The 18,196-nt window shown below is 55.6% G+C and carries 18 protein-coding genes and 1 tRNA gene; 7 read left to right on the top strand and 12 right to left on the bottom strand.

What is annotated here, in order from left to right; genetic code table 11:
• Positions 1–129 precede the first annotated feature (129 nt).
• Positions 130–1,164, bottom strand: a complete 1,035-nt coding sequence (locus AC2FJ5_RS11140) for an RluA family pseudouridine synthase (RefSeq protein ID WP_496793388.1) — start codon at positions 1,162–1,164, stop codon at positions 130–132.
• On the opposite strand from AC2FJ5_RS11140, the gene AC2FJ5_RS11135 reads away from it, so the two are divergent.
• The gene (locus AC2FJ5_RS11135) at positions 1,163–1,465 is read left to right on the top strand and encodes a DUF6476 family protein (RefSeq protein ID WP_496793387.1); all 303 of its coding nucleotides are present in this window, start codon (positions 1,163–1,165) and stop codon (positions 1,463–1,465) included. The genes AC2FJ5_RS11140 and AC2FJ5_RS11135 overlap by 2 nt on opposite strands.
• A 4-nt stretch (positions 1,466–1,469) precedes the next feature.
• On the opposite strand, the gene AC2FJ5_RS11130 is transcribed toward AC2FJ5_RS11135, so the two are convergent.
• From AC2FJ5_RS11130 to AC2FJ5_RS11090, 9 genes are all read right to left on the bottom strand, one after another.
• Positions 1,470–2,432 carry a hypothetical protein gene (locus AC2FJ5_RS11130; protein ID WP_496793385.1) on the bottom strand — a complete coding sequence of 321 codons (963 nt, stop codon included), beginning with the start codon at positions 2,430–2,432 and terminating at the stop codon, positions 1,470–1,472.
• A gap of 47 nt (positions 2,433–2,479) precedes the next feature.
• The gene (locus tag AC2FJ5_RS11125; protein ID WP_271946483.1) at positions 2,480–3,478 is read right to left on the bottom strand and encodes a glycosyltransferase family 2 protein; all 999 of its coding nucleotides are present in this window, start codon (positions 3,476–3,478) and stop codon (positions 2,480–2,482) included.
• An 88-nt stretch (positions 3,479–3,566) separates the two neighbouring features.
• Positions 3,567–5,603: a hypothetical protein gene (locus AC2FJ5_RS11120; protein WP_496793384.1), complete on the bottom strand. Its 2,037-nt coding sequence runs from the start codon at positions 5,601–5,603 to the stop codon at positions 3,567–3,569.
• Positions 5,600–6,535 (bottom strand): hypothetical protein, encoded by a 936-nt coding sequence (locus AC2FJ5_RS11115; RefSeq protein WP_496700091.1) that lies wholly within the window; start codon positions 6,533–6,535, stop codon positions 5,600–5,602. The genes AC2FJ5_RS11120 and AC2FJ5_RS11115 overlap by 4 nt, the downstream gene beginning before the upstream one ends.
• Positions 6,536–6,540: 5 nt before the next feature.
• Complete coding sequence (locus AC2FJ5_RS11110) at positions 6,541–7,524, bottom strand: glycosyltransferase family 2 protein (RefSeq protein ID WP_496709303.1); 984 nt, start codon at positions 7,522–7,524, stop codon at positions 6,541–6,543.
• A 266-nt stretch (positions 7,525–7,790) separates the two neighbouring features.
• Entirely contained in the window at positions 7,791–8,573 is a 783-nt protein-coding gene (locus AC2FJ5_RS11105) for a dimethylarginine dimethylaminohydrolase family protein (protein ID WP_271946472.1), read from the bottom strand.
• Between the two features lie 18 nt (positions 8,574–8,591).
• On the bottom strand, positions 8,592–10,187 hold the full coding sequence (locus AC2FJ5_RS11100; protein WP_496793383.1) for a 5-guanidino-2-oxopentanoate decarboxylase: 1,596 nt from the start codon (positions 10,185–10,187) through the stop codon (positions 8,592–8,594).
• The gene (locus tag AC2FJ5_RS11095; RefSeq protein WP_496793382.1) at positions 10,184–11,371 is read right to left on the bottom strand and encodes a pyridoxal phosphate-dependent aminotransferase; all 1,188 of its coding nucleotides are present in this window, start codon (positions 11,369–11,371) and stop codon (positions 10,184–10,186) included. Before AC2FJ5_RS11095 ends, AC2FJ5_RS11100 begins: the two co-directional genes overlap by 4 nt.
• On the bottom strand, positions 11,368–12,018 hold the full coding sequence (locus AC2FJ5_RS11090) for a TetR/AcrR family transcriptional regulator (RefSeq protein ID WP_271946462.1): 651 nt from the start codon (positions 12,016–12,018) through the stop codon (positions 11,368–11,370). Before AC2FJ5_RS11090 ends, AC2FJ5_RS11095 begins: the two co-directional genes overlap by 4 nt.
• Before the next feature lie 96 nt (positions 12,019–12,114).
• Here AC2FJ5_RS11090 and AC2FJ5_RS11085 point away from each other — a divergent pair, with 96 nt between their 5' ends.
• From AC2FJ5_RS11085 to AC2FJ5_RS11070, 4 genes are read left to right on the top strand one after another with little or no spacing between them, the layout of a single operon-like run.
• On the top strand, positions 12,115–12,891 hold the full coding sequence (locus AC2FJ5_RS11085) for an ABC transporter ATP-binding protein (RefSeq protein WP_142634458.1): 777 nt from the start codon (positions 12,115–12,117) through the stop codon (positions 12,889–12,891).
• Between the two features lie 31 nt (positions 12,892–12,922).
• Positions 12,923–13,696 carry a transporter substrate-binding domain-containing protein gene (locus AC2FJ5_RS11080; RefSeq protein ID WP_142634460.1) on the top strand — a complete coding sequence of 258 codons (774 nt, stop codon included), beginning with the start codon at positions 12,923–12,925 and terminating at the stop codon, positions 13,694–13,696.
• A 47-nt stretch (positions 13,697–13,743) separates the two neighbouring features.
• Positions 13,744–14,457, top strand: a complete 714-nt coding sequence (locus tag AC2FJ5_RS11075; protein WP_496696079.1) for an ABC transporter permease — start codon at positions 13,744–13,746, stop codon at positions 14,455–14,457.
• Positions 14,457–15,227: an ABC transporter permease gene (locus tag AC2FJ5_RS11070; RefSeq protein WP_496793380.1), complete on the top strand. Its 771-nt coding sequence runs from the start codon at positions 14,457–14,459 to the stop codon at positions 15,225–15,227. The genes AC2FJ5_RS11075 and AC2FJ5_RS11070 overlap by 1 nt, the downstream gene beginning before the upstream one ends.
• Before the next feature lie 157 nt (positions 15,228–15,384).
• Here the strand turns inward: AC2FJ5_RS11070 and AC2FJ5_RS11065 are convergent.
• Positions 15,385–15,471 (bottom strand) — tRNA-Leu (locus AC2FJ5_RS11065).
• Between the two features lie 141 nt (positions 15,472–15,612).
• On the opposite strand from AC2FJ5_RS11065, the gene AC2FJ5_RS11060 reads away from it, so the two are divergent.
• Positions 15,613–16,272: a DsbA family oxidoreductase gene (locus AC2FJ5_RS11060; protein WP_496793379.1), complete on the top strand. Its 660-nt coding sequence runs from the start codon at positions 15,613–15,615 to the stop codon at positions 16,270–16,272.
• Positions 16,273–16,310: 38 nt separating this feature from the next.
• Positions 16,311–16,970: a lipoyl(octanoyl) transferase LipB gene (gene lipB, locus AC2FJ5_RS11055; protein ID WP_496793378.1), complete on the top strand. Its 660-nt coding sequence runs from the start codon at positions 16,311–16,313 to the stop codon at positions 16,968–16,970.
• Positions 16,971–17,262: 292 nt separating this feature from the next.
• On the opposite strand, the gene AC2FJ5_RS11050 is transcribed toward lipB, so the two are convergent.
• Positions 17,263–18,189 carry a cation diffusion facilitator family transporter gene (locus AC2FJ5_RS11050; RefSeq protein WP_496793377.1) on the bottom strand — a complete coding sequence of 309 codons (927 nt, stop codon included), beginning with the start codon at positions 18,187–18,189 and terminating at the stop codon, positions 17,263–17,265.
• Positions 18,190–18,196 lie beyond the last annotated feature (7 nt).

The raw sequence follows: 18,196 nt of genomic DNA, 5'->3' as shown, positions 1-18,196 counted from the left end.
ACAAATGTTTAAGTCGTTAACATGGATATGGGAGGTCGTCCCGATCCGTTCAAGAGGTACCGTTAACAGTTTGAAATTAACGTTTGATAAAGGAAACCTAAGAAAACGTTATTCACGTAACTTTGCTTATTATGTCAGCGGTGTGCGCAGCTGTTCAATCAGATTTTCCATATCATCCGGCAACACAGCCTCGAAGCGAAGGTTTTCACCTGAAATCGGGTGCTCAAAACCCAAAACCGCAGCATGAAGCGCCTGACGAGGAAAGTCTCGTACGGCCTCTGCGGCAGACGCGCTAAAGGCTTTAGCTGCGAGTTTCCGCTTGCCCCCATAAACCGGATCACCGACCAGACCATGACCGGCATGGGTCATGTGAACCCGAATCTGATGCGTGCGGCCTGTTTCCAGCCAGCATTCGATCAGAGCCAGCCCTTGCGGGGCCCCAAACGTTTCGACCAGACGGGCGCGCGTGACAGCGTGGCGCCCACCGTGAAACAGCACGGCCTGCCGTTGCCGGTCTGTTTTGTGACGGGCCAGCTGAGTGGTGATCCGCATGATATTTCCGGGTTCAAAACTGACACCTTTGACACCGCGCAACCGGGGATCATTGGCATCCGGGACACCGTAACAAATGGCACGATAATAGCGTTCGACACTATGCGCCTCGAACTGCGCGGCAAGCCCGTGATGGGCCGCGTCGGATTTGGCCACCACCAGCAACCCGCTGGTTTCCTTGTCGATACGGTGCACAATGCCGGGGCGTTTGACCCCGCCCACACCGGACAGGTCATCACCGCAGTGATGCAACAACGCATTAACCAATGTCCCGTTCGGAGAACCCGGCGCAGGATGCACAACCATACCCGCCGGTTTATTGATCACGATCAGGTCGGCATCCTCGAACACGACCTCCAGCGGGATGTCTTCGGGGCCGATATGGCTGTCTTCGGCCTCGGCCACGGTGATCGCCACCACTGCGCCTTCGGCCACCTTGGCCTTGGGGTCGCGGGTGGCGGTTCCGTTGATCATCACGGCCCCCTCTTCGATTAACTTCCCCAATCGGGTCCGCGACAGGCTTTCCCCCGCTGGCACATCGCGGGAAAGCGCCTTATCAAGGCGGGGCGGCGGATCGGCCGCGATTTGAAACTCAATCTGGCGAGTGCCCATGACTGTCCCTTCCGAACCCCAAGAACCGCAGGAAACGCCGCAGCTTCGCCTGCTGCGGAGAATGGTCATGCTGCTGACCGCGGTGATGATTGGCGGGGTTCTAGTGACATTCGCACTGATTGTCATCCGGCTATCGGACCGGACCCCCACCCTGCCCGATCAGGTTGAGTTGCCCGATGGCGCAACAGCGCAGGCGGTCACCATTGGAAACAACTGGTTTGCGGTTGTGACTGATGACAATCGCATCCTGCTCTTTGACAAAACCACTGGCCGGCAGCGCCAGGAAATTACCGTCGAATAAGGGCTTAACCCTCTAGCGCCATGCGAAACACGATCTCGGATGCCTGGCGCAGCGCCTGATATTCCGCGGCTGTGTCCCGGCGAAACGACTGATCATGCATGCTCAACCTGACAGGGGCAAAAAGCTGCGTCCGGTCGGGAAAAAACTCTTGATGAAAACTCACATCTTCATTTGCCATAAACGCGTCCAGCCAGGCGCGTTCATCCGGTTCAAGCACATCATTCTTACGCATCATCACGGGATCATCGACAGCCCGACGTCGCAACTGACGACTTTTCTTGCGTCCCATAGCCCTAGTGACCACACCAAACGCCTCACACGCGGCTCTTGAATGCGAAGGATTGGACGATGTTTCGGTCTTGCTGTCCAAGGGCAGTTGGACGCCGATGCGATCCAGAAAATCATCGATAATGTTGCCATTAGCCATTTCAGAGCGCTCATACAGCATAGGCACCAACGAGACGCCCGGAAAAGCTGACCTTATCTGAGCCGCAGCACTGGCAAAGCTGAAACGCTCAGGATGCGCACGTATCTCGTCCAGCTGGGTACGAATATATTCAGAACCGCCCCCGGCAAGCCTGCCGTTCTTTGCCCTTTGTTTGTAGTCGGCTTCGAAAAAGTCAGAATATCTACGGCAGTAGAAAGCAATCCTCATCTCACGCGCGGGGATCTCAGCGAAAATCTCGGCCAGTTTGTGCAGATCGACTGAGTACAACATCTCAGACGATACCAAGCATGCCTTATCCTCATGCTCAGCATATTCCCTTGCCATCGCTTCGCGCAGGGCGGTGACCGGCTGTTCGGTTTGGTTCATGTGGAAGGCAATCAGGTTATGACTGCTGGCCAGACGCCCCTGCCCCTCGGTTCGCCTGCGGCCCGTTTCCATATAGTGTAATCCGGCCCCAGCCATCACTTGACCGTTTTTGCGAACAAACCCCTGTAACGCAGTCGACCCAGTCTTGGGCATTCCTATGTGTAGCCAGAGCATGAAACGTTCCTATTCGCCAAGCGACCTCAGGTCTCGGCCTTGGCTGAGAACCCGGCGGTCATCTGACGCATGAGGTCTTGCATCTCGGGTTGTTCGCGCAACTGGGCAACCTGTTGGCGATGCAGATCGCAGGTCATATGGTGCAGGCGGGCCGTCTCAGCGTCTGACAGCATTTCGTAATACAAAGCCCGTTTCCGATCGAGGATTGTGTCGATCGAGGTCTCAGTTTCGGCGTTTTGGTTCATCATGTTCCAATATTCCATCCCAAGGCTTTCCCCCAGATGATGGGCCCGACCACGCATTTTCTTGACCAGATAACTTTCACAGGATTTCAAAGCATAGTGATTGATCTGAACATGCTCGTACCCGACGGAGTCCCGCGCCGATCGCCAACTGGCAGTAAAATACCTTTCGGGCATCGGTTGACCGGATCCGTTGTACCAATGGCATTCTTCCATCGTTTCAACGGTCGGCCTTTTCGGTCGATGGACACCGAGCGCATCCCACAGGCCGCGTTGGAACATGGTCTTAAAGCCCCAAGCTTGCGGCGGTCGAAAAATACGCTCAGGTGCAGCTTGGCGAAACTGATCCGACAGGAAACGGTCCTCGTACCGAACAATGCCGGCGTTTCCGAATAGACGCCAAGTCATTGAAATCGTTTTTGCATCCGGCATGGCACCCGTCAGCGCACGCAATGTATGGTCGCCGGTTCTGACGTTAATATGTTCATCCGCGTCGATAACGATCACCCAATCCTGTGGACGGGCCACTTCCATTTTCAGAAAGGCGTTATAGGCGCGTTTTTGCGGGCTGGTCTGACGTCTCGAGTTGTTGTCGACATGCGTGACAATGCCAAGGTCATGCAATCGCTGCAGCAAGGCATCTGTACCATCGGTACAGTCATTGGTCATGACCACAATCTGGTCCACACCAATGGCACGATTATGGGCGATCCATTCAAGAACGAATGGTCCTTCGTTCTTCATAGGGGTAACGCTGATATATCGAGGATCCTGTTCGGCCATACCTGACTGCCCTGCTTGTTTTCATTGCCCCGGTGGTATCGGAGATTTGTTTAAGATTTTGACCGCAAACTACCGGTATTCAAGCCGGTCACCAAGAGAAATCCGTCAATTTTCCACCTGCACGTTTCAGCTGATTGGAATATCGTTTAAGGGTTGGGCACAGCGCGTGGGCCTTGGAAAGATGAACGCGCGCATTCTGCTTTTCACCTCGTTGCAGATATATCCTGCCGGCCTCGCCTTGAATCGCCGCTGTATTGTCATCCAGTTCCGCAGCCTGAATAATTTGGTTTTGCCCCTGTTCTTCGGCCCCGTTCCTTTCAAGGTATTGCCCCATCGCAAAGACCAGAAATGGGTTGCCCGGATCACAGGCCAACGCATCTGCCATGGCCAGCCTTCCGTTTGCAAAATCTCCATCTTTCTCATACAGTTCGGCCAGTCGCTTTAAGTATAACGGGTTATCCGGAAGGCGCTTGGCCACTTTCCGCGCAATATCCAAAGACTGCGCCAAAGATGTATCTCCCAAATGCAAACGCAGCAAAGATTGCACCCCTTCAAAGCGCGGGTCTTCGCGGGAAATGCGAACATCCTCGGGCAACTGAGTTGAGCTTTCTAGCCCGTCAGCCAAAGTCTGCAAGCGGGATCGGTTGGAGGTTAGACGGCGCGCCCTTTGATCTACGGACAGACTAGCCCAATCCAATAGGATCAGGTCGAAATTACAGGGCGGGCGACCCAGTACCTTCCTCTGCGCAACGTGCGCATTGTAGTTGAACCAAGGCCTCCGAACAGCCTTCTGCATCACCCAATCCATTGGCGGCATTGCGCGCTGCGCAATCTGTTCACGATACAAAAGCCGAGAGCCAAATATGATGACATCCGGGCGCATTGGTTTTGTCCAAAACGCCCTGCTGAACACCTGCGCAGCCTTCCAGCGTTTCTTCTGCCCTCCAAATATCGCGGCTTGAAGTGCAGTTACGACAGCAAAATCTTCGGGCCAGATATGCGGGTTTTCGAAGGCTGCTTCAGTCATCTCTAACGCTTCGGCCCAACGATTCAGATAAAAGTAATTCAACGCCTGAAGAAGTGGAAGGAATGCATTATCCGAACCTGCATCCATCAACGGCTGCACCAGTTCCAATGCCTCTTCGGCCCGATCTCCCGCGCCCAAACCATGAAGATAAAACGAAGCCTTGGCATAGATATGAGCGGCTTCTGAGAGATTCAGAAATTCTTCTGGACCGCGGTGCAGGCGTGCGATCACTTGTTCGTTGGCGCGTTTGACTTCATCTTCGTTCAAAACATCGCGAAAAACTTTTCCCTGCTGCCCTGAAATTCGCGCCGCTGCCATGGAAAAGGCGGAAACGTACGGCGCTATCAACTGATCCGCGCGCGACATGGTATAGAGCTCCAGAAAGTCTCGTTGTGCACGGGTCAGACTGGAAAGATCCGCGATATCTGACATTTGCATAAGGTGCGGAAACTGCACTTGGAATCGGGCCACAAGCTCGGGCTGATCTGAAAACATGATCGCGGCACACCCTGCGTTTTTTCCAAGATGCGCCGCATACAGTTCTTCCGGTTCGATCTTTGCCGGCCAGGTCGTATGCTTCCACGGCAGGCCATTCAGGATGTCGCCACGGCGAATGTGATAGGCCGACACCCCCTTGCCACTTAGTTTGACATCTGCCTTTTCCATGATCGTCCGGATTTCATCCGTGAACCCGATCCGATGGATGAACTCTCGGTACCGGGGACGGATCTGCTCGATATCTTCCCATTGAAAGGCCAGAACCTCAAAGCCTTCCTCGACGACAACAGAGCGGCCGGTATTCAGATGGGATATCAGCCGATCCGGTGTCGCATCGCCCTGAAACGACCATATCGGCAGGGAGTTCTCGCCTAGAGCATCAAAGGATTCGGTGCTCAGGAAATGCTCATCCATCCACTCTTGTGAGAACAATTCTTGCGGCTGGTCCAGCTCTGGCGCATCCGCACCTTTGGGAAACCAGTTGACCCGATAGCTGGTGTCAAAATCCTCGGCCAACCGGATGCAGGTCAGCATCATCAGCAACCGGGCACCCATCCGGTCTTTGCGCTGGCCGATAAAGACCCCCTTTTCGGGCTTCATGAGGCTGCTTCGGCCAAGGCTGCGCGCCGCAGCCGTCGGAACCTCTGCCTTGCTTGCGCAACAAGCTGTGGGTGACGTTCGCCGCCAATCGCCTCGATCCCACGCATATACAAAGGCAGTCGCCGCCGCGCCCGCATCATCCGGTAATAGGCCTGGGGTTCCAGTGTGCCGTCCATCGCCTCGAGCATAACCGGCTTCAGTATATCCAATTTGCGCAGCATCGGGGCCGCGAAATGGTTTGAAAACCATGTCTTCAGCAGCACGACATTATCGCCTTTCAATCGAGTCACCTGCTGGCGATCAAGATCAAAAAAGGGATCATAGAAAACGTAGGCCTTCCCCACATTTTCAACGGTTTGCGTGGCATCGCTAAAGGGAAGATCCCAGTCTTGCACCTGCCCGAACCGATACCGGGTCTCCCACGGGACCAGCCGTTCATCCAGCGTTGTCTGCGGATTGAAAGCGATGACATTGGCGCCGGGAACAAGGGCCGAGAATGTCAGCGCTCCAAATCCGCCCATCGAAGCGCCCGCAAACACAACCTGATCAAACTGTGCAAAAAAACCCTGATCCGCTTGGGTCTGAAAATACGAGATGATCTCGGGATCGCGGTACCAGGCTTTGGTCCGCGCAAATATCCCCATATGGGACCAGCCTTCGTCACGGAAGAACTTCCAGCCCCAGGGTTCGCGGGAAAAAGACAGGTCGTTGGCATTGGCAATGTTGTCAAAGCTGACCACAAGCCGGGACGCAGACCTTTGGTGAAACAAAACCGAGTGTCTGTTCAGCTTTTGCAGAAACCCGGTCCCGTCCCCACCTGGATACAGCTCGACAAACCAAGGGGGCGCAGGGTCTGTCAGAATCCGTTCATACCCCGTCTTACGATCGGGGTGATCAGGCTTGAGCTGCTCTTTTGAAAGGTCTTCTGCCATGGTGATCAGACCAGATTTTCCGCAAGCCAGAGGCGGAAATCCACCCAGTCAGGCCGCAACTTGATCTCTGATATCTTGGCGCGATGCCAGTCACATGCCTTCGCGTGCAGGCGGCCGAGTTCTTCATCGGCTTTCAGTTCGGCCAGCAATGGGGCCGCGCGATGCGCTGCTGGCAGTATCGAGTGATCTGTTTCTTTGTTGGCATTCATGTCCTGCCAATAGGCTTGCCCTTGGTCTACGCGGATATGATTGGTCCGGCCCCGATCCCTTTTTACCAGAAACCCATCCAAAGACCGGACGGAATAGTGATGAATCCGCCCCAGCGAATGATCAAATTTCCGCCATGCGCGCCACCCAACCTTCTCGGACGGAAACAGCCTGCCACCGGCATCGGACCAAGCGATTTCGCTTTCTTTCCCTTCTTCGACCCCTTTCGGGCGATGCGGGCCGAACCGCGTAAATTTTCCGTTGTTACGAAACAGGGTTTTCAGACCATAGGCCCGGCCGGAATGATACGGGAATTCCTGATCCCCCATCGAAAAGGACTCGGTCACAGGTTTGTCTTCAAAGCTGATATTCCCCGAACTACCAAACAATTTCCACGCGAATGAGATCGCATCCACCGGCTTTCCGGCCCGCTGTTCGGTTTCTGCGATCAGCGCCGCAAAGCTGTTGTCACCGCAGCGGATGTTCCAGAATTCATCAACATCCAGACACATCAGCCAGTCGGCCTCTTTCACTTTGGGCTGACGCCGCGCGCGCCTTAGCATCTGGTGCTGCGGGTTTCCCCCTTCTTTGACCTCGTTCGGTACATGTGTGGCAAGACCCAATTCCTGCAGCCTGCGGGCAATGGCATCCGTGCCGTCTTCACAGCTATTGGTGAAGATCACAAAGTGATCGACTCCCAGTGTTTTGTGGAATGCGACCCATTCCAGCATATAGGGGCCTTCGTTCTTCATCGTCGTGAATACGGTGAGCGCCTGAGACATGTATTTCCTGCCATAACTTCTTTGCCCAAGTCATACACAACCCGGCAAGCACGGGCGAGATGGGATTTGGGTGCAAAAGAAATACTGCGCGAAACTGGTGCAAAGCTACACCCACTGGGTAGGGATCATACTATTTCGAATGAATATCCAAGTGGTTGAAGCGGCTAACCTTAATCACGCCAAAATGCGCCTACTCTTTCTTTGGTTGCAGCAGGACGCATTTGGCTGGTTCAAGGTTAGTCGGTTCTGAATCGTCGCGAACCAGGTCAGAATCTCAGCGACAGACATGACATTCCGCCATCCAGTTTGGCGCATTCCACATTGTCGATTTCGACCACATCATAACCGTTCTGGCGCAACATCTCGGTGGTACGCGGGAAGCCGGCCGGAGCCAGGACAAATTGGTTGAACCGGATCGAGTTTGCAGCGGCTTCTTCGCCTTCTGCCACATGCAGAACCCGATACCCTTCGAAGCAGCCGGATGCGTCCAGCCGCTTCGTGGACAGGATGGTTTCCCCATCCAGCAACGAACAATCCGTTTTGAAGTGCAACACGCCCGGTGGTGTAAAAACCTCGCGTACGGTGTGGCCCCAGTCGGAAACGATTTCGGTCAGCTCTGTGACACCGGCCGCATCGGTCCGATCTGACCGGCCAACCAGAATTTCGCGACCCGTTACCAGAATGTCCCCGCCTTCAATATGGCCGGGCCCAGCGATCTGCCGAACCTCGTCATAAACGCCGCGGATTGTCGGCTCCATCTCGGCCACCTCACCCATGCGGCTGGGTGCACCGGGGCGCATCATCACCGCACCCTGAGGAAGACACAGTGTGGTATCTTCGACAAAGACGGCATCCGGATACGTCTCAAGGGGAGCCAGTTCGATAACCTCTGCTCCGGTTTTCTTGAGGGTTTCAACATAATGCGCATGAGATGCAAGCATTCGGTCTAGGTCCGGCGTACCGATATCTTCTGCACGCAGACCATCGGTGATGGACGCTGCTGGGCGACGGGTGATCGCGCGCGAGAATTCATAGGTCGGGTCAGTCATTTTCGGTCTCACTTTTCATCAAGAGTGTGATTGGTTGGGCGCGCGGATTTCAACAAGCCGCGGGCCATCTTGGGATTGTGCAGACGACATAGCTTGGGCCACGTCCAACGGGTCGGGGCCAGTGCGCCAGAACGGCATGCCGCACGACCGGGCGACGCTTTCAAAATCCGGTGGGGTCGGATCGCATCCCAGCACAGTCACACCGACCGCCTGCATTGATGTGGCGATTTCCTGATAACCGTGGTTGTTCCAGATCACGAAGGTGATCGGCAGTTTTTCATCAACGGCGCACATCAGCTCAGGAAGGCTGAACTGCGCCCCGCCGTCGCCTGCGATACAAATGACCGGAGCGTCAGGGTCCGCCAATGCAGCGCCGATCGCGGCGGGTATGCCATATCCAAGCGCTCCGAACCCGGTCGCGGCGTTGAACCACCCGCCGGGCCGATCATGATCGTAGTACAGGTTTCCTGCATAGATCGGATAAGCAGAATCGCCCACCATGATCGCGTTAGGGACTGCATCGCGCATGGCGTTCAGCATTGCCAGTAACGCCTGCATTTCCGGCCCGATTTCTTCGACCGCGTTCTGCCGCGAAGTAGCCGCGCGCGCGGCACCGTTTGCCGACTTGGGCGATGCGGCAAACCGATCCACAAGCTCGGCCGCTGCCATCGCCGCATCACCAACAATGGCGATGTCCGCCGCGTGGCGCTTCAGCTGATCGGGGCATAGGTCCAAACGGATCAGGGATGGCATTTCAGCCATCGTGCCGGTGGCGTACATATCGTAGTCCGTCTGGCCCAGCTCAGTCCCCAAAGCCAGAACCACGTCGGCCTGTTCAATCAAAGCGCGCACTGAATTCAGGCTTGGGCTTGCAGGCACGCTCAACGGGTGATCGTACATCAACCCGCGCGCATTCACGGTTTGAACAACCGGCGCATCCAGCGCTTCGGCCAGCTGCCGGATCGGCCTGCCCGCGCTGCGCGCACCGCCGCCGACCAGAATGACCGGCGCTTTTGCCGACCCCAGTAGCTTGGCAGCACGGTCAAGAAGCGCCGGATCAAGAGACTTATCGACGGGACCTTTCGCAGAATCGGTCGGACCAGCAAACTCGTCCCCCGCAACGTCTAGCGGGATTTCGATATGTGTTGGCCCTGGGCGACCGGATTGAAACGGGGCGAAGGCGCAGTCCAATGCGGCTGCTAGTTCAACTGACTTTTCAACTCGGTCCGATGACAGAGCGACTGTTCGCGCCATCGCTCGTTGATCCGGTAACTCATGCAAGTGACCAAGCCCTTTGCCAAGACTGGACAACGTGTTGACCCCAGACACAACCAGCATCGGAACGCTGTCTGCCCGAGCCTGCCCCATCGCCGTGAGTGTATTGGTCAGACCGGGGCCGGTAATCACAAAGGCAACGCCGGGCTTGCCGGATACCCTGGCATAACCATCAGCCATGAACCCTGCCCCCTGCTCGTGTCGTGGGGTGACATGGCGAATGCCCGATGCGGCCAGCCCGCGGTACAGTTCGACCGTATGCACGCCGGGGATGCCAAACACGGTATCCACATCGCGCCTGACCAGTTGATCAACCAGCGCCTCACCAATGCTCGTCATGCGTTTTCCAGTTGCAGTTGGGTCGCGTGGGCAACGATCCGGTCACAGGCTTCGGTAAAGATCGCGTCGTCCACCGTCAGCGCGATACGGACCCAGTTATCAACCGTGTCACCGAAAGACGGCCCCGGCATCACCGCGACTTTGCCATGTTCGAGCAGATGAAAGGCGTACTCGTTTCCATTCATCCCGGTGGCCGAGACATCAATCATCGCAAACATACCTGCCTGTGGAAGATGCACACGCAGATGTGTCTCGTTCGGCAGCCTGTCGTTCAGCATCCAGGCGCGGCGGGCGTACCGTTGCGCCATGCCTTCGGCCACGGTTGATCCGTTGCGAATGGCCGTCTCGGTCATGTCGGCGATGAAGGGCTGATTTCCAAACAGCATGGTTTCCGACAGCGACAAAAGGCGCGCGGTAAATTCCTCGGGGCCAATGCACCAACCGCTGCGGAATCCGGGGGCGGCATGGGATTTTGATATCGACGAGACGACGATCACCCGATCCGCCAACTCGGACCGCGACAGCGGTGAGGTAAACACAGATCCGTCAAAGATCAGTTCTTCATAAACCTCATCAGAAATGATCCATAGATCATGCTCGATGGCCAGCTTGCCGATTGCGTCTATGTCTTCGCGTGTCAGGATCGACCCGGTAGGATTATGCGGTGTGGTCAACAAAAGCGCAGTGGTCTTCGCGGTAATCCTGTCCGCGATATCATCCGCAGAAATACGAAAACCGTTTTCCGGCCGCAATGGTACCGGCACAATATCCGCACCGCTTGCGCGTACCACACCTTGATAGGTTGCATACATCGGATCGCCCACCAGCACCTCACAACCCGCCTCGGCCACGCCCATCAGGACGGTAAAAAGCGAGGTCTGGGTGCCTGGAAAACACAGCACTTGATTATCCGTGATCGTGCGCCCGGATCTGGCCGAATAACGATCGGCCAGTGCAGAGCGCAGTCCAGCCTCACCACGCCCATTGGAGTAGTTAGTACGCCCGGCGCGCAAAGCGTCCACAGCGCTTTCCACCAGTTCGGCGGGCGTTGGCACATCCGGCTCGCCAATGGTCAATTCGATGATATCCTGCCCCTGCTCGACAAGTTCCTTGGCCTTGAGATAAACTTCCCATTTGGCGCCACCCAGGCCGGCAAGGCGTTCGGTAATCGCTGTTTTCTTCATGTCTGCCTCTGCTCAAGATCCGTCAATTCAACACCGATAATTGCCCCAACCGATGCCAGCCCAATCTCGGGCAGCTCATCCGGCTCAAAGGCGTATGGCAGGGCGCCGCCTTCCATCCACAAGCCGTCGACCACGGCGTTGCATGCGATAGCCAACCTGCGCAGTTCCGCCGGGCTGGCTGGTATGCCTACCTCGTTCAGCGCATCAGCAATGAGTGATTCCAAGCGGTCACGAAAATCCCGATATGTCTGTTCATGGATCGCCTGCATTTTGTCGTCCGCCAGAACTTTGTTCAAAAAGCCCGCCCATAGGGACACTGACCCCGGATCGACCACCGGATGGGTCAACCCGGTCGTTACAAACGTCGCCAGCCGCAATCTAGCTGTGCTATAATCTCCGTCTGCAGGGGCCGACGTCATATCCGTCAGTCGCCGCATATGAAAGTCATAAGCTGCTGTAATTAAATCTTCTTTCGAAGAAAAATAGTGCCGGATCAGACCCTGAGTTACACTGGCCCGCTCGGCAATCGCCCGAACGGTCGCACCTTGCAAACCTTGCTCAGCGATCAAAGACAGCGTGGCCTGGATCAGCGCCTCTTTGCGCTGCTCCGCGGGTTCTCGCTTGAATTTTGTTGCGTGATCCGACATCTATCTTTCCAAAAATTATAATTATACAGTTGCATAATTGTAGGGATTTGCTAAAGCTGCAAGTAAAAAAACGGTTGAGAGGGATGAAACTGCAAAATGAACGCTGACCCAGAAACCACGCCGGATGAAGCCATTCGGGTCACTGACTTGCACAAGTCTTTTGGCTCGCTCGAAGTTCTCAAAGGCGTTTCACTTACTGCCCATCAGGGTGATGTCGTCGCCATCATCGGAGGCAGTGGTTCGGGGAAATCCACGTTCCTTCGCTGTATCAATTTCCTTGAAACGCCCAGTTCCGGAGAAATCGTCGTAAACGGCGAGCCGATTGAGATGCGCCCGGATGGCACGCCTAAGGACCGGCGTCAGCTGGAACGCATCCGCACCCGACTGGCAATGGTGTTTCAGGCCTTCAACCTTTGGACCCACCGCACGTTGCTGGAAAATGTCATCGAGGTGCCCGTTCACGTGCTGAAAGTGCCGCGGGACGAGGCGATCAAACGCGCGCACCAGCTGCTGGAGCGCGTTGGGCTTGGCGACAAGGCGGATACATTCCCTTCCTTTCTGTCAGGCGGTCAGCAACAGCGCGCTGCGATTGCGCGTGCTCTTGCCGTTGATCCCAGCGTAATGTTGTTTGACGAGCCAACCAGCGCGTTAGATCCAGAACTTGTTGGTGAAGTACTGACCGTAATTCGCGATCTGGCGGCCGAGGGCCGAACCATGTTGCTGGTCACGCATGAGATGAAGTTTGCGCGCGAGGTTGCGACCCATGTTGTGTATCTTTTCGAAGGAAAGATCGAGGAACAGGGGCCACCCGACGAACTTTTCGACAATCCAAAATCCGCAAGGCTGCAACAATTCCTAAAATCAGTCGGCTGAACAAACAAAATATCAAACAGGGAGAATATCAATGAAAAACAAAAAGCTAATCGTGGCCGCTTTGGCTGCTGCTGTGCTTTCGGCTGGAACGGCTGGCGCAGATGAAGTCAAGATCGGGATCGCAGCCGAGCCTTATCCGCCGTTCGCATCGCTGGATGCCTCTGGCAAATGGGTCGGTTGGGAGATCGAGGTTATTGATGCGGTCTGTGCCGCCGCCGAGCTTGAGTGTGTGATCACTCCGGTTGCGTGGGACGGTATCATCCCATCACTGACCGGTCAGCAGATTGATGCCCTGATGGCGTCGATGTCGATCACCGAAGAGCGCATGAAAACGATCGATTTCAGCGATCCTTACTACAACACTCCGGCCGTTATCGTCGCCGACAAGTCGATGGACATTGAACCGACACCAGAATCTCTGGCCGGTAAGATCATCGGCATTCAGGCGTCCACGATCCATCAGGCCTATGCCAATGAGCATTTCAAAGATGCCGCAGAAATCCGGGTGTATCAGACTCAGGACGAAGCCAACCAGGATCTGTTCGCCGGCCGTATCGACGCGACCCAGGCCGACAGCATCGCCATGGCGGATTTCGTCTCATCTGACACCGGTGCCTGCTGTGAAATCAAAGGCGCGGTCGAAAATGACGTCTCGATCCTAGGTCGCGGCGTCGGCGCGGGTGTCCGCAAGGGCGATGACGCGCTGCGTGAAAAGCTGAATGCGGGTATCGCGGCAATTCTTGCCGACGGCACGCATGACGAAATCACCTCGCGCTATTTCACAGCCAGCATCTATAGCGAGTAAGGTTCGCCGTGGAAGCTATCCTCGAAAGCCTGGGTTTGGCCCAAAGCATGGAGTTGCTTGCCCTTAGTCCTCCGGGATGGGGCGGCAACCTTCTGCGTGGCCTCGCTAACTCGTTGCAGATCGCTTTTGGAGCGTTCGGGTTCGGGTTGATCATCGGGCTTTTCGGGGCCTATGGAAAACTATATGGCGGGCCGGTCACACGTGACCTGCTCGGCATATATACGACAGTGATGCGCGCCGTGCCTGAGCTGGTGCTAATCCTTATCCTGTATTACGTCGGTACAGACCTGATCAACCAGGCATCGCAGGCAATGGGATATGGCCGAGTCGAAATCAGCGGCGTTGTCGCCGGTATATGGGTTTTGGGCATTGTTCAGGGCGCCTATGCGACCGAGGTCCTCAGGGGGGCGATTCAAGCGGTTCCTACTGGTCAGATCGAAGCCGCCCGTGCCTATGGCATGCCCTCTCTTTTGCTCATGCGGCGGGTGACAATTCCCGCGATGATGTCTTTTGCCACGCCTGGATTGGCCAATCTGTGGCTGATTGCAACCAAAGATACAGCCCTTCTGGCCATTGTCGGATTTAGCGAATTGACGCTGGAAACCCGTCAGGCTGCTGCCAGTACGCGCGCCTATTTCACCTTCTTCCTTGCTGCAGGTGCCTTGTACTTGATCGTCACGCTTTGTTCCGGTGTCGTGTTCGCGCGTATCGAGAAATGGGCCCGTCGTGGGCAGCCTTCGTTGAAGGGAGGAAGCCGATAATGGACTGGCGAGCACTCATGCAGCCGCATCGGATCGTGCTGATGGCACTTTTTGCTGCTTTCGTTATCTGGTGCGCCATCTCACTGCGCTGGGATTGGATTCCAACCTATGCGCCCCTGGCACTTGAAGGTCTGTGGAGAACCATCTGGCTGTTGGCCGTCACCTGTGTGCTTGGGTTCTTGCTGGCTGTTCCGCTGGGCCTCGCTCAGGCGATTGGGCCCTGGTATCTGTCGGCACCGGCGCGGGTGTTCTGCACGATCATTCGTGGCACGCCCATCCTTTTGCAGATCTGGCTGCTATACTATGGGCTTGGATCGCTTTTCCCTCAGATTCCATGGATACGCGGCAGCGAGCTGTGGCCCTATCTGCGACAGGCTTGGCCCTATGCGGTTCTGGCCCTGACCTTGTCGTACGCAGGCTACGAGGGCGAAATCATGCGCGGTGCCTTTGCCAGCGTTAAGAAGGGTCAACTCGAAGCGGCGCAATCCTTTGGCATGCCTCGGTTTACCATGTTCCGCAGGATCTGGCTGCCTCAGGCCATTCGCAGCGTGCTGCCGACACTAGGCGGTGAGACGATCCTACAGCTGAAAGCAACCCCGCTGGTGGCGACGATAACAGTGGTTGAGATCTACGCTGTGTCGTCAAGAATTCGGGCGGACACCTTTGTTGTCTATGAGCCGCTGCTGCTGTTGGCACTGATCTATCTGATCATTGCAGGCATTATCACACTGATCTTCCGCCGTATTGAGCTGCAGGTCCCTGCCCGGTAACGCAACGCCGGACACCTAAGAAACCTGACACCTAGTCAGAATCCTGACTGCCAGCGCCTTTACCTTGCTTAACAGCGGGCGGCTGGCTTTGACACGTCGACTGAACGCACCGAAGGCGTCGCGAATTTCGGCCTAAAAAGAATGAAATCCAATCACTTGGTGCGGTCGAGAAGACTCGAACTTCCACGGGTGTTACCCCACAGCGACCTCAACGCTGCGCGTCTACCAATTCCGCCACGACCGCACTGCAAGTGACTTGGTAGGGGGCGTATAGACGCTGATGATCAAGATGTGAAGAGGCAAAAATCACGGTGGTTTGAATTCCCTTTCCGCGTACTTATCTTTAGCAGGTTGTCGTTCAAATGACCTCGTCAGGAGCCCTGCCATGACCTCGCCCGACCCTCGCCCCATCGTTCAGATCGACATAGTCTCGGATGTGGTTTGCCCCTGGTGCATTGTTGGATATCGGCAGTTGGATCAGGCGCTAAAACAGCAAAATATTCTGGCAAAGCTGCGCTGGCATCCGTTCGAATTGAACCCAAACATGGCGCCCGAAGGTCAGAACCTGCGCGAGCATATCGCCGAGAAATACGGCTCCTCGACGGAACAAAGCCAGATGATGCGGGATCGATTGACGCAAATCGGGACTGACCTGGGCTTTACCTTCGCCTTTGACGACGACAGCCGCATCATAAACACCTTTGCCGCGCATCAGCTTCTTGACTGGGCCGAGGCTCAGGGTCGCCAGCATCCACTGAAGCTGGTCTTGTTCGAGGCCTATTTCACCAAGCAAATGGACGTTTCGAATATTAAAGTTCTGCTTGAGGCCGCGGAAACTGCCGGTCTGGATCGGAATGCTGCGCGCAGGGTGCTTGAATCGGGTGCTCATGCCGCGCCGGTTCGAGAGAAGCAGCAATACTGGACCAGCCGTGGCATTTCCGGCGTGCCCTCAATGGTGTTTGGCGGAAAGTATCTGCTGACCGGAGCGCAGGGGGCGGACACCTATGCGCAGGTCCTGCAGCGCTGTTTGACCGAAGCGGCCTAGGTCTTTCCATCCATGCATCCAGCCGCTAAGGAGCCGACATGGAATGGAAGATTACTGACGGATTGACCGACTATGATGAGGCCATCGCCTTTATGGAGGCGCGCGTGGCCGATATCGCGGCGGGTGAGGCGGATGAGTGTATCTGGCTACTTGAGCACCCTGCCCTGTACACAGCGGGCACTTCAGCCAAGGTCGAAGACCTGAAAGACCCGGACAGATTTCCAGTCTATACGTCAAAACGCGGTGGTGAATACACCTATCATGGTCCGGGGCAGCGCGTTGCTTATGTCATGCTGGACCTGAACAAACGCGGCAGGGATCTGCGCAAGTTTGTAAAGCAGCTTGAGAATTGGGTGATCGCAGCTTTGGACGAGTTCAACGTGACCGGGCAAATCCGCGACGGCCGTGTTGGTGTCTGGGTGCAACGGGATGACAAGCCGCTGACGCCAGCAGGCGAAAAAGCCGAGGACAAAGTCGCGGCGATCGGCCTGCGATTGCGTAAATGGGTCAGCTTTCACGGCATCTCGATCAATGTCGAACCGGATTTGAGCCATTTCTCTGGGATCGTACCCTGCGGCATCTCGAACCATGGCGTGACTTCTCTGGTCGATCTGGGTCTTCCGGTCGCGATGGATGATGTGGACAACGCGCTTAGAAAAACCTTCGCTGAGGTTTTTGGACCCTCGGGGGCGGATTAACTCGGATCACGAATCGAAAAACAGCCCGGCACCGACTACAATCCTGCCGTCAGATCCGCTCTGTTTCAAAATTTGGAAACAATTCCCGATTGGTCCGTCTGGTTTCCGACGGAATCTAGTTAAATTTCACAAATATGAATACTTGGGTCCCATTAACGCCTAGTATGGATTTACCGTTCTAGAGTGAGTGGTGTGTTAAGCCGGTGATCGCAGGTATACTCTGGGAAAACAGGTAAGTGTTTTGGTTACGAGTCTGCCGTTCCGACCCCAAATCGGAACGGCAATTTCTTTTTTAGTGCTCGTGTTTGTCATGTCCAAACCGGGCCGGATGGCCACAAACCTCTTCCCCACTTTCAATTTCAAGCGTTGCATGGCCGATCCCGAACTGATCCTGCAGCGCATTCTTGATGGTTGTGGAAAGCCACCTGGCATCTTCGTCTGCGTGGCTGGTCGCAACCACATGTGCAGTCAGGGCAGGTTCATGCTCCTGCATACTCCACAGATGAACGTGATGGACCGAAACAACGCCCTCGGTGGCCTCGATCATCGAAGCGACCTCTTCTGGGTCAAGGTCGGATGGTGCACCCAACATCAAGACGTGAATGGTTTCGCCAATTTCAGATTTCACATGCCAAAGGATGTAGACCGAGATCAGAATAGTTACGGCAGGATCCACCCATGTCCAGTTGAACACGATGACCAAGGTTCCGGCGACGATCACTGCCAACGAGCCCAATGCATCTGCCACATTGTGCAGAAAGGCCGCCCTGATATTCATACTGTCCTTTGCCATCGAATAGGTCAGGGCAGCCGTGATCAGATCGACGATCAGGGCCAGCGCTGCGATCCAGACGACGATCCAGCCATTAACCGGTTCGGGCTCGATAAACCGCATGACACCTTCGTACATCAGATAAACGGCAAGAACGACAAGAGTGGTGTAGTTAACAAGAGCGGCCACAACCTCTGCCCGGCCATAACCAAAGCTCATCCTTGGATCTGCCGGGCGTCGCGCAATCTTACGAGCGAAAAACGCGATGATCAGCGCGATGGCATCTGAAAAATTGTGCAAGGCATCTGCGATCAAGGCCAGTGAGCCAGACAAAATGCCCCCCACTATTTGTGCAAGCGTCAATACCAGATTGACGCCGATCGCTCCGACCACCCTCCGGTCACCGGCATTCGGATCAATGTGAGAGTGGGTGTGGTTATGTGACATGGCTGAT

It is taken from the genome of Ruegeria sp. CDSA221 (genome assembly GCF_059611825.1).
Note: the sequence above shows the minus strand (reverse complement) of the source record. Positions and strands in the feature narration are given on the sequence as shown.

What these genes read in the sequence shown, in the direction of transcription:
- lipB (WP_496793378.1), top strand. Translation starts at nt 16,311, where the DNA reads ATGGAATGGAAGATTACTGACGGATTGACCGACTATGATGAGGCCATC.
- AC2FJ5_RS11110 (WP_496709303.1), bottom strand. Translation starts at nt 7,524, where the DNA reads ATGTCTCAGGCGCTCACCGTATTCACGACGATGAAGAACGAAGGCCCC.
- AC2FJ5_RS11095 (WP_496793382.1), bottom strand. Translation starts at nt 11,371, where the DNA reads ATGAAGAAAACAGCGATTACCGAACGCCTTGCCGGCCTGGGTGGCGCC.
- AC2FJ5_RS11100 (WP_496793383.1), bottom strand. Translation starts at nt 10,187, where the DNA reads ATGACGAGCATTGGTGAGGCGCTGGTTGATCAACTGGTCAGGCGCGAT.
- AC2FJ5_RS11130 (WP_496793385.1), bottom strand. Translation starts at nt 2,432, where the DNA reads ATGCCCAAGACTGGGTCGACTGCGTTACAGGGGTTTGTTCGCAAAAAC.
- AC2FJ5_RS11080 (WP_142634460.1), top strand. Translation starts at nt 12,923, where the DNA reads ATGAAAAACAAAAAGCTAATCGTGGCCGCTTTGGCTGCTGCTGTGCTT.
- AC2FJ5_RS11090 (WP_271946462.1), bottom strand. Translation starts at nt 12,018, where the DNA reads ATGTCGGATCACGCAACAAAATTCAAGCGAGAACCCGCGGAGCAGCGC.
- AC2FJ5_RS11125 (WP_271946483.1), bottom strand. Translation starts at nt 3,478, where the DNA reads ATGGCCGAACAGGATCCTCGATATATCAGCGTTACCCCTATGAAGAAC.
- AC2FJ5_RS11105 (WP_271946472.1), bottom strand. Translation starts at nt 8,573, where the DNA reads ATGACTGACCCGACCTATGAATTCTCGCGCGCGATCACCCGTCGCCCA.
- AC2FJ5_RS11085 (WP_142634458.1), top strand. Translation starts at nt 12,115, where the DNA reads ATGAACGCTGACCCAGAAACCACGCCGGATGAAGCCATTCGGGTCACT.
- AC2FJ5_RS11070 (WP_496793380.1), top strand. Translation starts at nt 14,457, where the DNA reads ATGGACTGGCGAGCACTCATGCAGCCGCATCGGATCGTGCTGATGGCA.
- AC2FJ5_RS11115 (WP_496700091.1), bottom strand. Translation starts at nt 6,535, where the DNA reads ATGGCAGAAGACCTTTCAAAAGAGCAGCTCAAGCCTGATCACCCCGAT.
- AC2FJ5_RS11120 (WP_496793384.1), bottom strand. Translation starts at nt 5,603, where the DNA reads ATGAAGCCCGAAAAGGGGGTCTTTATCGGCCAGCGCAAAGACCGGATG.
- AC2FJ5_RS11050 (WP_496793377.1), bottom strand. Translation starts at nt 18,189, where the DNA reads ATGTCACATAACCACACCCACTCTCACATTGATCCGAATGCCGGTGAC.
- AC2FJ5_RS11140 (WP_496793388.1), bottom strand. Translation starts at nt 1,164, where the DNA reads ATGGGCACTCGCCAGATTGAGTTTCAAATCGCGGCCGATCCGCCGCCC.
- AC2FJ5_RS11060 (WP_496793379.1), top strand. Translation starts at nt 15,613, where the DNA reads ATGACCTCGCCCGACCCTCGCCCCATCGTTCAGATCGACATAGTCTCG.
- AC2FJ5_RS11075 (WP_496696079.1), top strand. Translation starts at nt 13,744, where the DNA reads ATGGAGTTGCTTGCCCTTAGTCCTCCGGGATGGGGCGGCAACCTTCTG.
- AC2FJ5_RS11135 (WP_496793387.1), top strand. Translation starts at nt 1,163, where the DNA reads ATGACTGTCCCTTCCGAACCCCAAGAACCGCAGGAAACGCCGCAGCTT.